Raw genomic sequence first — 12,254 nt, forward strand, 5'->3', positions numbered from 1 at the left:
GGCGGCTCGCCGACGCTGCCGGCGCTGGCCTGCCCCATCGCTGGGCCGAGGCCGTCTCCGCCGCCGCGCAGCCCTCGCAGGACCGCCTCGCCGACGAACTCGACCAGGCCGTGATGGCCACTCCGCTGCGGAGCAACCGGCCGATCTGGTGGAGCTTGCTGAGCATCCTGCAGATCCTGCTGGCCATCGCGGTGGTCGTCGGGTTGGTCTGGACCCTGGTCGAGGTGTTCTTCGGCGCCCAGAACCTCGTGGACCTTCCGATGTGGCACGTCGGCCCCTTCGGGCTCCCGCTGGTGCTGCTCGTCGGAGGCCTCCTGCTCGGCTGGCTCCTCGCGCTGCTGTCCAGGTGGTTCGCCGGCATCGGTGCCCGGCGCCGTGCTGCCGGGACGGGCAAGCGGCTCGACGTGGCGATCGGGGAGGTCGCGGACCGGGTCATCGTGGCGCCGGTCTCGGACGTGCTCGCCCGGCACCGGCAGACCCGGATCCAGCTCGAGACCGCCGCTGCGGGCGGCAAGCGGTAGCCCACTGGCCCGCGACGCTCAGACCAGAGCCTTGTCATCCGCCGACTCGACGTCCTCCTCGGCTTCGTCGAGATCCGGCGGGAATCCTTCGCCCAAGTCCACGGGCGCAGCCGCCTCGCCCGTGCCGGAATCGGCCGCGTAGCCGTCCGCTCCGGAGCTGAGCTCACCCGTCCGGGGATCGACGGTGCCGGCGTCGGTGGTGACGTAGTCGGAGTTCCAGTTGTGGGCACCGCTGCCCCAGCCGCTGCGTTGCTGGTCGCGAGCGTGCTGGTCGCGGGCATAGTCCTCCTGCCGAGCCGCGCGGACGGCCGGGTCGTTGCGCGGGTCGCTCGAGTCCTCGGCCGGCTTGCGCCCCTTGTGATAGTCGGCCCAGCCGAAGGTCAGGTCGTGCCCGAGCGCATCCGCCGTGATCTCGATGCTCGCCCCTTCAGAGCCGTCCTGTCGCGGATAGGTCTCGGTCTTGAAGCGGCCGTAGACGAGCACGCCTTGCCCCTTCTTCAGGCTGCCCATCGCGTTGTGCCCGAGCGCCCCGAACGCGGTCACTCGGTAGTACTCGGTCCGGACCTCCTGGTAGACCCCGGCGTCGGTGCGCTTGGTGATGTTGACGGCGACCCGGAATGTCGTGAAGGGGTTTCCCGTGCTGCCGATCCGCAATTCGGGGTCGGCGACGACATTGCCGCTGATGGTGACGCGAAGTTCCTGCATTGCTGCACCCCCAAGGTGTAGGTGTGTTGCTGATGATGTCTGGCCACGCCCTGCGCGCAGCCTCCGTGCCAGCCTGCCGTGCCGCGCGAACCCGGCCAAGGGTCGCCGAAAACCCTGTGGACAACGGGAAGTTGCGATCTTGGCTGTGGACAACCAGGCGTGCGGGGTGGCGCCGATTCGGAGCACGGCAGGGCCGCAGTTAGCCTTGGCGGCATGCCCGAGTTCATCTATGTCTTCTCCAAGGCGCGCAAGGCGCACGGAGACAAAGTCATCCTCGATGACGTCACTCTGTCCTTCCTGCCCGGCGCCAAGATCGGCGTCGTCGGACCCAACGGGGCCGGCAAGTCGACGGTCCTGAAGATCATGGCCGGCCTGGAGCAGGCCTCCAACGGCGAGGCCCGACTGACCCCGGGATACAGCGTCGGCATCCTCATGCAGGAGCCGAAGCTCGACGAGACCAAGACCGTCCTGGGCAATGTCGAGGAGGGCGCGGGGGAGATCAAGAAGGCGCTCGATCGCTATAACGAGATCTCCGAGCTGATGTCGGATCCCGATGCCGACTTCGATGCGCTCATGACCGAGATGGGGCAGTTGCAAGAAAAGATCGACTCGGCCGACGCCTGGGATCTCGACTCGCAACTCGAGCAGGCCATGGACGCCCTGCGCTGCCCGCCGCCGGACGCCGACGTCTCCGTCCTCTCCGGTGGCGAGAAGCGCCGCGTCGCGTTGTGCAAGCTGCTGCTGGAGAAGCCCGACCTGCTGCTGCTCGACGAGCCCACCAACCACCTCGACGCCGAGTCGGTCCTGTGGCTCGAACAGCACCTCGCGGCATACCAGGGGTGCGTCGTCGCCGTCACCCACGACCGCTACTTCATGGACAACGTGGCCGAGTGGATCCTCGAACTCGACCGCGGCCGCGCCTATCCCTATGAGGGCAACTACTCGACATACCTGGAGAAGAAGCGCGCCCGCCTGGAGGTCCAGGGCAAGAAGGACGCCAAGCTCGCCAAGCGGCTCCAGGAGGAACTGGAGTGGGTGCGCTCCAATGCCAAGGCGAAGCAGACCAAGTCCAAGGCGCGCTTGCAGCGGTATGAGGAGATGGCGGCCGAGGCGGAGCGGACCCGCAAGCTCGACTTCGAGGAGATCGCGATCCCGCCGGGCCCGCGGCTCGGCTCACAAGTCATCGAGGTCCGCGACCTCGAGAAGGGGTTCGGCGACCGCATCCTGATCGACGACCTCTCCTTCACCTTGCCCCGCAACGGAATCGTCGGCGTCATCGGCCCCAATGGCGTCGGCAAGACGACCCTCTTCAAGACCATCGTGGGGCTCGAGGAGGCAGACGAGGGCAGCGTCAAGATCGGCGAGACTGTCAAGATCTCGTATGTCGACCAGTCCCGCGCCGGCATCGACCCGGAGAAGAATCTGTGGGAGGTCGTCTCCGACGGGCTCGACTTCATCAAGGTCGGAAACGTCGAAATCCCCTCGCGCGCATACGTTTCGCAGTTCGGGTTCAAAGGTCCGGACCAGCAGAAGAAGGCCGGCGTTCTCTCCGGTGGCGAGCGCAACCGGCTCAACCTCGCGTTGACCTTGAAGCAGGGCGGCAACCTGCTCCTGCTCGACGAGCCGACCAACGACCTCGACGTCGAAACCCTCGGCTCGCTCGAGAACGCCCTGCTCGACTTCCCCGGCTGCGCCGTGGTCATCAGCCACGACCGGTGGTTCCTCGACCGGGTCGCCACCCACATCCTCGCGTGGGAGGGAACCGACGAGGATCCGTCCAAGTGGTTCTGGTTCGAGGGCAACTTCGAGGCCTACGAGAAGAACAAGGTCGAGCGCCTCGGCGAGGAAGCGGCCCGCCCGCACCGCGTGACCTATCGCAAGCTGCACCGCGACTGAGCCTGGCCCACGGGGCCGGCGTGGATAGCCGCCGGCCCCCGGCCCTGCGCCACGTTCGGCCGTCTCCCGCCAGCGGCCGCCGCTCATACGACGCGGCCGGCTACGGCAACATCGTCAGGATCTGACAGGCCATGATCTTGACCACCATGGCTACGGGGTAGACCAGGGCGTACCCCAGGGTGACGCGGGGGTCGTGGCCCGTGGACTCGTTGGCGTAGGCAAGCACAGCCGGCTGGGTCTGCGAACCCGCCAGGATGCCGGCCGTCCGGGGGGCGGCGAGGGCGAGCTGGCGGGCACCGAGGGCGAGGACGGCGGCGTGAGCCGCCGTGATGACCAGGCCGGCGAGCACGAGTTTGACACCGAGCGGCGAGGTGATGGCGGTGACCACCTGGCTACCGGCGCGGCCACCGGCATACGCCAGGAACAGCAGAAGCCCCAGCTGGGTGAGGGTCTCGGCACCCGAATGCGGCAGCGTCCACAGCAGCCGGCCGGTTCGACCCCGACGCCCGACGACGAGCCCCACCAGCAAGGGTCCGGCCGCCGCACCCAGGTGCAAGGTCCCGAGGCCGGGCACGACGAAGGGCACGGTCCCGAGCAGGAGGCCGAGCGCCATACCCGTGGCCAGGCCCAGCGGGTTGATATCGGAGATGGCGTGCTCGGAATCCCCGAGGAACTTCGCGACCTTGCCCATCTGGTCCGCGGGGGCTGTGACCCGGATGCGGTCGCCCGGCTGGACGATGAGGTGCTCGGTGGCAAGGAAGTCCTGGTCGCCGCGGCGCACGCGCGTCGCCCGCGCCATGAACCGGTCCCACAGGTGCAGCTCGCCGATCGTCTTGCCGAACAATGCCTTGTCGGACAGGATGATTCGCCGGAAGTCGAATTCGTCGCGTTCCATCGTCAACACGGCGGCGCTCACCCGGCCGAGTTGTTTGGTCAGGTGGTTCAGCGCCCGCTCGGACCCCACGAGATGCACGAGATCGCCGGGGCGGAGCACGGTCTCGCCGGACGCCATGTGCATCTCGCCGTCGGGGGTGCGGTGGCGGGAGAAGAGCACTTCACCGTATGGGGTGCGGTGCAGTTCGCTGATGTCCATCACGTTGTCGTGGGTGATCTCGATGACGCGGGTCTCGACCTCCGGCCGGTTCGCCGCGGCTTCGGGATCGGGTGCGGCCCGGCCGGCGCGCACCACGTATGCCGCGGTGAGCAGCATCACCAGCACCCCACCGACATACGACAGTGAGTAGCCGACCGTCGGCTCCGGTGAGCCGTCGAGGCGGATGATCGCGGCGGCGAGGCCGGGGGTGTTCGTGTTGGACCCGGCATACAACCCGGCGATGGTGCCGGAGCTGAAGCCGAGCCCGCGACCGATGCCGTAGGTCAGCGCGCCGAGCGCGACGAGGGTGACGGCGACGAGCCCGATGGGCCGGGCGCCGCGTCGGAGGCCGGAGAAGAAGGAGGGTCCGGCCACGATCCCGATGGTGTAGGCGAAAAGCGCGAGGCCGAGGTTGCCGACCACCTCTGGAACGGCCCAGTCGGGGTGGATGGCGGAGAAGGCGAGGGCGGCGAAGAGCACGCCCGCCGGCCCGAGACCGACGCCCCGGATGCTGATCTTGCCGAGTAGTGTCCCGATCGCCAGCAACAGAAACAGGAGCAGGATCGGTTGCTCGGCGAGGAAGTTATCCACGTGTCACCAGAATACAGGCCGCGCAGGGCCAACCGAAATCGTCAGGCGTTCGTCACAAGCTTCGCCGGAGGGGGTTCTCGCGACGCGTCGGGACGAGACGAAGGAGCAGGAGACGATGCACACGATGAGACGCGCGAACCGTTGGGCGGCGCTGGCCGCCGGGATGATCGCCACCGCGACCGTCGGCGCCGGTGCCGCCGAGGCGCAACCGGCGCCGGCCCGCCCCACAGCGATCGAATGTGCGGCCGCCTTCGGCGAGGTCGCGACGTTGCCGGCGATCGACTACGGCACCCGGTTCGTGCGAGCGGTGGAGCGGGGCGGGAAGTTCGGCACCCAGTGCTTCGGCAGCGGCCAGTTGACCTCGATGCTCTTCACCGAGGGCGCCACTGGCGGGGTCTGGACCCAGACAGGCGCGGAGGCCGGGTGGGGCGAGTTGCACATCAGCTACGTCCGCGGCGCGGGGGAGACGCTCGACGTCACCGTCCTGCTGGGTGGCCGCCCCGGCAGCGGCTGGGGGGCGGTCACGGAGGCGCGCGTGGGCGGCATCCGCGGCCCGGTCTCGAGCTACGCGGCCACGCTGGTCGCGGCGTGGAATCGCGGAGACCGCGCGAGCGCCGCCCGGCTCGCCGAGTCCTCCGTCGTGGCGGCCCTGTGGGCGCACGGCAACCCGGGCAAGGACTGGCGCGTCGACACCCTCACCGCCCGGCGCGGGTTCACCGTGGTCTCGATCTCGTCACGCTCCGGCGAGCGGGCCGAACTCCTGATCAACGCGGCAGCCGTCGCTCGAGAACACGGTCAAGCGGTCAAGGCGGTCGCATTCGGCTGATCATCGGGCCCCGACGAGACGCAGGCCCAGTTCGCCGTTGATCTCGCCGATCTCCTGGGGGCTGCGTTTGATGCCGGGTTCGTACCAGCGGGCGACGTCGATGCACAACGACAGCAACGCGAGGGCGGTATGCGGCACGTCCTCGACCCGGAACTCGCCGGCGGTCACGCCGTCGGTCAGCACCGATCGCACCACCGCGTCGATCTGCTTGCGCAGGCCCATCACGGCGTCGCGGTGCTCCGTGGTGAGGTGGCCGAACTCGTACTGGACGATGCGACCGACACGGTATTGCTCGGCGTGCCAGCGGGAGAAGTTGACCATGATCGCGAAGAGCGCCTCGGTCGGCGTGCTCGCTCCGGCTTGCGCGGCGACGAGCATGTCACGGGCGGCGGTGTGGCCGCGCTCGCAGATCGAGAACAGCAGTTCTTCCTTGGACGCGAAGTGGACGTAGACCCCGGCCGGGGACAGGCCGGCGCGACCGGCGATGTCGCGTGTCGTCGTCGCGTGGAAGCCGCGGTCGGCGAACGCGTCAGCGGCGGCCTCCATCAGCCGTAGCGCCGTCTCGGTCACGTCATCGGTGAGGGGGATCGCCGCGACGTCGTAGGTGCGCGCGTGCAGTTCGCGCGTGCGCACCCGATCGGTCATGGGCCCAAGCATGCCGCACGCATCCGAGACCGCAGGTGATCGGGCTCATTGACGCCTCCGTCTCGGCGTGGTGAAGTGCACGGGCCCCGCCCTCGAATGCAAGGAGCATCCACATGTCCGGCCGCCACGACGGATCCGTCGCCATCGTCACCGGTGCCTCCCGCGGCATCGGGCTGGCCATCGCTCAGCGTCTCGTCGACGAGGGCGCGCGGGTGGTCATCACCGCGCGCAAGCCGGAAGCGCTCGCCGAGGCGGTGAGCGCGCTCGGCGGGGAGGCCCGCGCCGTGGCGGTTGCCGGCAATGCCGGCGACGAGGCGCACCAGGACGAGGTGATCGCCACGGCTCTCGCCAAGTTCGGGCGTCTGGACCTGATGGTCAACAACACGGGGATCAACCCGGTCTACGGGCCGATCCTTCAAACTCCGCTGGACGCGGCACGCAAGATCCTCGACACCAACGTCGTTGCCGCCTTGGCGTGGACTCAGAAGGTGATGGCGGCCGGTCTGGCCGACGGCGGCCGCGGCGCCATCGTCAACGTCGCCTCGATCGCCGGCGTCGGGGCCTCCGGGGTGATCGGGATGTACGGGGTGTCGAAGGCCGCGCTGATCCACCTCACCGTCGAACTGGGCTACCAGCTGGGTCCGGCCGTGCGGGTCAACGCCGTCGCTCCCGCCGTCGTGAAGACGAAGTTCGCCGAGGCGCTGTATGACGGCCGGGAGGAGCAGGTCGCGGCGCCGTACCCGATGAAGCGGCTGGGTATGCCCGAGGACATCGCCGGCGCGGTCAGTTTCCTGTTGTCCTCGGACGCCGCGTGGATCACCGGGCAGACGCTCGTCGTCGATGGGGGAGTGACCCTCGTCGCCGGGCTCTGACGGCGCAGCTCAGGACCCACCGATCGACGGGTCCTCATCCGCGCGTCGCCACTTGGTCAGCGTGCAACGGAGCCGCGAATCCTGAACACGGACGGCGGCTTCGATCTGTTCGCGTGTCCCCACTTCCCACATGAAGAGGTGCACGTCGTCCTCGACACCAGTTTCAGCGGGTGGGCCGTCCATGATCAGGCCATACCTGCCACTGATCGCTCTGACGGCACAGGCGAGGGCGTCGTGAAATCGCAGTTCGCCTTTGCGCACGGCCCGATTCCGACGGATCCACTCGGTAGTAGCCGTCATCGTCTGTGCTGCGCCACCGAACACCGCGACGGTCTCAACGATCACACGAGTGGGCGTACGGGTGAATGGCCAGCGGGGTCCACGGCCGACCCGCAGGGCACAGGTCAGTCCAGGGGGCCGCCGGCGACGTAGATGACCTGACCGGAGACGAAGCCGGCCTCCTCGGAGCACAGGAAGCTGATCGTCGCGGCGATGTCGTCGGGCTGGCCGACGCGGGCGACCGGGATGGTCTTGGCGGTGGCGGCGATGAATTCGTCGAACGGCATACCGATGCGCTCGGCGGTGGCCGCCGTCATATCGGTCTGGATGAACCCGGGGGCGACGGCGTTGGCCGTGACGCCGAAACGGCCGAGCTCGATGGCGAGAGTCTTGGTGAAGCCCTGCAGGCCGGCCTTGGCGGCGGAGTAGTTGGCCTGGCCGCGGTTGCCCTGCGCGGAGGAGGAGGACAGGTTGACGATGCGGCCGTACTTCTCCTGCGTCATGTACTTCTGGCACTCGCGCACCATGAGGAAGGCTCCGCGCAGGTGCACGCCCATCACGGCATCCCAGTCAGCTGTCGTCATCTTGAAGATCAGGTTGTCGCGGATGATGCCCGCGTTGTTGACGAGGATGACGGGGGCGCCGAGCTCCTCGGCGATGCGGGTGACGGCGGCCTGGACCTGGGCCTCGTCCGAGACGTCCACGCCGACCGCCAACGCCCGGCCGCCGGCAGCGGTGATGGCGTCGACGGTGCCCGCGCAGGCACCCTCGTCCAGATCGAGCACGGCGACGGCGTTGCCGTCCTTGGCCAGGCGCATCGCGGTGGCTGCCCCGATACCGCGGGCAGCACCGGTGACGACGGCGACTCGGGTGGACTCGGACATGGCTGCTCCCTTGCAGTGATTTCCGTCCGCGTGCGCGGGCGGATAGGTTCTAGGTTCACAAACAGCCTACGGTGAGGACAGCATGGATCTGTGGCCGGGTAAGCCCTACCCCCTTGGGGCCACTTACGACGGCTCGGGCGTCAACTTCGCCGTCTTCTCCGAAGGCGCGACAGCGGTCGAGCTGTGCCTCATCGGCGACGACGGCACCGAGGAGCGCGTCCCGCTGCAGGAGGTCGACGGATTCGTCTGGCACAGCTACCTGCCGGGTCTGCAACCGGGTCAGCGTTACGGTTTCCGGGTCCACGGGCCCTACCTGCCGGAACTGGGCCTGCGCTTCGACCCCGACAAACTCCTCCTCGACCCCTACGCCAAGGCGATCGACGGGCACATGGAGGGTGACCCGTCGCTCTTCAGCTATCCGATGACCGACGTGGACCGGGGCACCAAAGGCGAGCTCAACGGGCTCGACAGCCTCGGGCATACCCTGCTGTCCGTCGTCGTCAACCCCTTCTTCGACTGGGACCAGGACCGGCCCCCGAAGCGGGAGTACCACGAGAGCGTCATCTACGAGGCGCACGTCAAGGGCATGACGATGCTGCACCCCGACATCCCCGAGGCGCTGCGCGGCACCTATGCCGGCATTGCCCACCCGGCGATGATCGATCACCTCGTCTCCCTCGGCGTCACCGCCATCGAGCTGATGCCGGTGCATCAGTTCGTCGACGACTTCCACCTGCAGGACAAGGGCCTGTCGAACTACTGGGGTTACAACACGATCGGGTTCTTTGCGCCGCACAACGGGTATGCCGCCTACGGCACCCGGGGTGAGCAGGTGCCCGAGTTCAAGTCGATGGTCAAGTCGCTGCACGCGGCCGGTATCGAGGTCATCCTCGACGTCGTCTACAACCACACCGCCGAGGGCAACCACATGGGCCCGACGCTCGCGTTCCGCGGCCTGGACAACCTCGCGTATTACCGCCTGGTGCAAAGCAATCCGGCGCACTACTACGACACCACCGGCACCGGCAACTCGCTGTTGATGCGCAATCCCCATGTGCTGCAACTGATCATGGACTCGTTGCGTTACTGGGTCACCGAGATGCACGTCGACGGTTTCCGCTTCGACCTCGCCGCCACGCTGGCCCGCCAGTTCCACGAGGTCGACAAGCTGTCGGCCTTCTTCGACCTGATCCAGCAGGACCCGGTCGTCAGCCAGGTCAAACTCATCGCCGAGCCGTGGGACATCGGCGAGGGTGGTTATCAGGTCGGCAACTTCCCGCCCCTGTGGACCGAATGGAACGGCAAGTACCGCGACACCGTGCGTGACTTCTGGCGCGGCGAGCCGGCGACCATCGGCGAGTTCGCCTCACGCATCACCGGCAGCTCCGACCTCTACGAACATTCCGGCCGCAAGCCGATCGCCTCCATCAACTTCGTCATCGCCCACGACGGCTTCACGCTGCGGGACCTGGTCTCCTACAACGACAAGCACAACGCCGCCAACGGTGAGGACAACCGCGACGGCGAGAGCCACAACCGGTCGTGGAACTGTGGCGTCGAGGGCCCGACCGACGATCCCGTCATTCGCGCGCTGCGCATCCGGCAGCAAAAGAACTTCATCACGACTCTCCTTCTCTCCCAAGGCGTTCCGATGCTCGCCCACGGTGACGAGGTCAGCCGCACCCAGGGCGGCAACAACAACGCCTACTGCCAGGACAACGAGATCGCCTGGATGAACTGGGACCTCGACGCCGATCAACGCGACCTGCTCGACTTCACCCGCCGCGTGCTGCAGCTGCGCAAGGAGAACCCCGTCTTCCGCCGGCGCCGGTTCTTCGCCGGCAGCGCTGACCACGGCGGCGAGAGCGAGGTGCACGACATCTCGTGGTTCACCCCGGCCGGGTCGCAGATGAGTGAATCGGACTGGCGCAACGGGCATGCCCGCTCGATCATGGTCTTCCTCAACGGTCAGGCGATCCCGGAGCCCGATGTGCGAGGCATGCGCATCAAGGGTGACAGCTTCCTGCTGATCTTCAACGCCCACCACGAGATGCTGCCGTTCACCCTGCCCATCGCCGACTACGGACTGGCCTGGAAGATCGAGATCGACACAGGCGCAACCGAAACCGACGATTCGATTCACACGGCCGGGAGCGTGGTCGAGGTGGCGCCGCGCAGCATGCTCGTGCTGCGGCACGTCAGCGAGAAGGAGGCCGCCCCGCCGCGCGGCGCTGCCAAGGCACCCGAGACCCGCGGCGTCGCTGCGGCCGACCCGGCCGCGACGACACAGGCGGCTCAACCCGAGAGCGCCGGGGCGCCGCGCACCGGCCCGAAGCGCTCGAGAGGCAAGGGCAAGCCGTCGTGAGCCGCAGTGTCGATGTTGCCCTGCGGTGGTCCGACATGGACGCTTACGGGCACGTCAACAACGTCCAGTTCCTCCGCCTCCTCGAGGACGCCCGGGTTGCGGCCTTCGCGGAGTGGTTCGACGAGGACCGTTCGATGCTGGACTCCGGAGTGCTCGTTGCCCGCCACGAGATCGAATACCTCGCGCCGCTGGTCTTCCGGCACGCGCCGGTGCGGATCATGTTGTGGCCCACGGCGATCGCCGGCGCCAGTTTTGACGTGGCTTATGAGGTGCGCGACCCCGACGAGGTGGGCGAGCAGTTGTATGCCCGCGCCGAGACCTCACTCGTCGCCTACGACTTCGCGCGGTCCGCGCCGCGGCGGCTGGATCCGCGGGAGCGCGCGGTGTTGCAGGGCCTGGCCGGTGAACCCGTCGCCTTCCGGTGGCGCCGGCGATGAGCGGGATCGTGCTGGCGGATGCCGAATCACAGGACGACCTGAAGCGCTACGCGACGATCGTGCGCACGGCGGACGCCGACGCGGGCATCCGGTTGGTCGCCTCGGGCCCGGTGCTCGCGGCATACGTCTGCGTCGTGCCCGGACGCGGAATCACCGGGGGCGGCACGGTTTTGGGCCTGCGCACCTTCGCGGTCGAACCCGGCGAGGACGTCGACGTGGTCGTGCCGGCGGCGGCTGTGCTCGACCGCATCGCCTACGGCCGGGCGCACCACCCCGACCGTTACGAGATCCCCGTGCCCCCGATGTCGCTGTTCGAGCCGTGGGCCGCGCAGTCGCCGCCGCGCTCGGGGTGGGAACCGGCCGGCGAGCTCGACGCCGAGGACCTCATCCGCGAGGTGCGCGCCGGGATCACTGAACTCGGCGAGGCGGGCACCGGTCTGGCTGCGCAGGTCGACGCCCTCCGCGCCCGGGTCTGGGGCGAACCCCTCACCGGCTGGCACGCGCCGCGGGGGCTGGCGTTCGCGGCATACCGCCTGCGCTTCCTCACTCCGGGCGAGCCGGCGCGACTCTTCCGGTCTGGGCCCTGGTGGCGGCTGCGCACAGCCGCCGGGCACGCCCTCGCCCGTTAATGTTGCTGTCATGACGCCCGCAGCGGTTCTGCCCGGCACGGACGAGTGGCTGGAGGGACTCGGGGCACCGGACGACGACGGGGACCTGGCTGCCGCGCTGGTGCGTCGAGGGGCGGCGATCGGTGCGCACTTGCGTGCCGGGCCCCTCGAACGGACGCGCAAGACCTCGGCCGCGGACTTCGTGACGGCGGCGGACCACCGAGCCGAGGCCGACATCGTCGCGGCCTTGTCCGCGCTACGGCCCGACGACGGGATCGTGGGGGAGGAGGGCTCGACCTGGCCCTCCTCATCGGGGCGGACCTGGGTCATCGATCCGATCGACGGCACCTTCAACTTCGCCAACGGTGTGGGGCCGTGGTGCAGCGCAATCGCGTTGCGGCACAGCGATGGCAGCCTGGTCGGGGCGATCCGCCAGGAACCGAGCGACGAGACCTGGGTGGGCCGCGTCGATGCGCACGGGCAGGGGGAGACGACCCTCAACGGCCGCCACCTGCCGAAGCTCGCGGGCCAC

12 protein-coding genes and 1 pseudogene are annotated in these 12,254 nt (G+C 68.7%); 8 read left to right on the plus strand and 5 right to left on the minus strand.

The window, feature by feature from the left end; all coding sequences use genetic code 11:
* Positions 1 to 521: pseudogene (locus BN11_RS02880) on the plus strand (ABC transporter); the annotation flags it as partial.
* Between the two features lie 18 nt (positions 522 to 539).
* Here the strand turns inward: BN11_RS02880 and BN11_RS02885 are convergent.
* Positions 540 to 1,226 carry a single-stranded DNA-binding protein gene (locus BN11_RS02885; protein ID WP_048694212.1) on the minus strand — a complete coding sequence of 229 codons (687 nt, stop codon included), beginning with the start codon at positions 1,224 to 1,226 and terminating at the stop codon, positions 540 to 542.
* A 213-nt stretch (positions 1,227 to 1,439) separates the two neighbouring features.
* Here BN11_RS02885 and ettA point away from each other — a divergent pair, with 213 nt between their 5' ends.
* Positions 1,440 to 3,122, plus strand: a complete 1,683-nt coding sequence (gene ettA, locus BN11_RS02890; RefSeq protein ID WP_048694220.1) for an energy-dependent translational throttle protein EttA — start codon at positions 1,440 to 1,442, stop codon at positions 3,120 to 3,122.
* Positions 3,123 to 3,222: 100 nt separating this feature from the next.
* Here the strand turns inward: ettA and BN11_RS02895 are convergent, their stop codons facing one another.
* A complete protein-coding gene (locus BN11_RS02895) occupies positions 3,223 to 4,806 on the minus strand; it encodes an aspartate:alanine exchanger family transporter (RefSeq protein WP_048694225.1) in 1,584 nt (527 codons plus the stop codon).
* A 124-nt stretch (positions 4,807 to 4,930) separates the two neighbouring features.
* Here BN11_RS02895 and BN11_RS02900 point away from each other — a divergent pair, with 124 nt between their 5' ends.
* Positions 4,931 to 5,632 (plus strand): hypothetical protein, encoded by a 702-nt coding sequence (locus tag BN11_RS02900; RefSeq protein ID WP_157043947.1) that lies wholly within the window; start codon positions 4,931 to 4,933, stop codon positions 5,630 to 5,632.
* On the opposite strand, the gene BN11_RS02905 is transcribed toward BN11_RS02900, so the two are convergent.
* The gene (locus BN11_RS02905; protein ID WP_083433951.1) at positions 5,633 to 6,277 is read right to left on the minus strand and encodes a TetR/AcrR family transcriptional regulator; all 645 of its coding nucleotides are present in this window, start codon (positions 6,275 to 6,277) and stop codon (positions 5,633 to 5,635) included.
* 113 nt (positions 6,278 to 6,390) lie between these two features.
* On the opposite strand from BN11_RS02905, the gene BN11_RS02910 reads away from it, so the two are divergent.
* Positions 6,391 to 7,149, plus strand: coding sequence for an SDR family oxidoreductase (locus BN11_RS02910; RefSeq protein WP_048694233.1), 759 nt, complete (start codon positions 6,391 to 6,393; stop codon positions 7,147 to 7,149).
* Between the two features lie 9 nt (positions 7,150 to 7,158).
* Here the strand turns inward: BN11_RS02910 and BN11_RS02915 are convergent, their stop codons facing one another.
* Positions 7,159 to 7,494 (minus strand): hypothetical protein, encoded by a 336-nt coding sequence (locus BN11_RS02915; RefSeq protein WP_048694236.1) that lies wholly within the window; start codon positions 7,492 to 7,494, stop codon positions 7,159 to 7,161.
* 59 nt (positions 7,495 to 7,553) lie between these two features.
* Positions 7,554 to 8,312 carry a 3-oxoacyl-ACP reductase FabG gene (gene fabG / locus BN11_RS02920; RefSeq protein ID WP_048694244.1) on the minus strand — a complete coding sequence of 253 codons (759 nt, stop codon included), beginning with the start codon at positions 8,310 to 8,312 and terminating at the stop codon, positions 7,554 to 7,556.
* 82 nt (positions 8,313 to 8,394) lie between these two features.
* Here fabG and glgX point away from each other — a divergent pair, with 82 nt between their 5' ends.
* From glgX to BN11_RS02940, 4 genes are all read left to right on the plus strand, one after another.
* A complete protein-coding gene (glgX, locus tag BN11_RS02925) occupies positions 8,395 to 10,677 on the plus strand; it encodes a glycogen debranching protein GlgX (protein ID WP_048694258.1) in 2,283 nt (760 codons plus the stop codon).
* Positions 10,674 to 11,114, plus strand: coding sequence for an acyl-CoA thioesterase (locus BN11_RS02930; RefSeq protein ID WP_048694262.1), 441 nt, complete (start codon positions 10,674 to 10,676; stop codon positions 11,112 to 11,114). Before glgX ends, BN11_RS02930 begins: the two co-directional genes overlap by 4 nt.
* Entirely contained in the window at positions 11,111 to 11,743 is a 633-nt protein-coding gene (locus BN11_RS02935) for a hypothetical protein (protein ID WP_048700674.1), read from the plus strand. The genes BN11_RS02930 and BN11_RS02935 overlap by 4 nt, the downstream gene beginning before the upstream one ends.
* Positions 11,744 to 11,753: 10 nt before the next feature.
* Positions 11,754 to 12,254 (plus strand): inositol monophosphatase family protein (locus BN11_RS02940; RefSeq protein WP_162213148.1); only part of this gene is annotated, 501 nt, incomplete at its 3' end.

Origin of the sequence: Nostocoides australiense Ben110, from assembly GCF_001050535.1 — a bacterium.
Lineage (GTDB): Bacteria > Actinomycetota > Actinomycetes > Actinomycetales > Dermatophilaceae > Nostocoides_A > Nostocoides_A australiense.

Coding starts and splice junctions, on each gene's coding strand:
- BN11_RS02885 (WP_048694212.1), bottom strand. CDS start 1,226: ATGCAGGAACTTCGCGTCACCATCAGCGGCAATGTCGTCGCCGACCCC.
- BN11_RS02910 (WP_048694233.1), top strand. CDS start 6,391: ATGTCCGGCCGCCACGACGGATCCGTCGCCATCGTCACCGGTGCCTCC.
- fabG (WP_048694244.1), bottom strand. CDS start 8,312: ATGTCCGAGTCCACCCGAGTCGCCGTCGTCACCGGTGCTGCCCGCGGT.
- BN11_RS02935 (WP_048700674.1), top strand. CDS start 11,111: ATGAGCGGGATCGTGCTGGCGGATGCCGAATCACAGGACGACCTGAAG.
- ettA (WP_048694220.1), top strand. CDS start 1,440: ATGCCCGAGTTCATCTATGTCTTCTCCAAGGCGCGCAAGGCGCACGGA.
- BN11_RS02905 (WP_083433951.1), bottom strand. CDS start 6,277: ATGACCGATCGGGTGCGCACGCGCGAACTGCACGCGCGCACCTACGAC.
- BN11_RS02900 (WP_157043947.1), top strand. CDS start 4,931: ATGAGACGCGCGAACCGTTGGGCGGCGCTGGCCGCCGGGATGATCGCC.
- glgX (WP_048694258.1), top strand. CDS start 8,395: ATGGATCTGTGGCCGGGTAAGCCCTACCCCCTTGGGGCCACTTACGAC.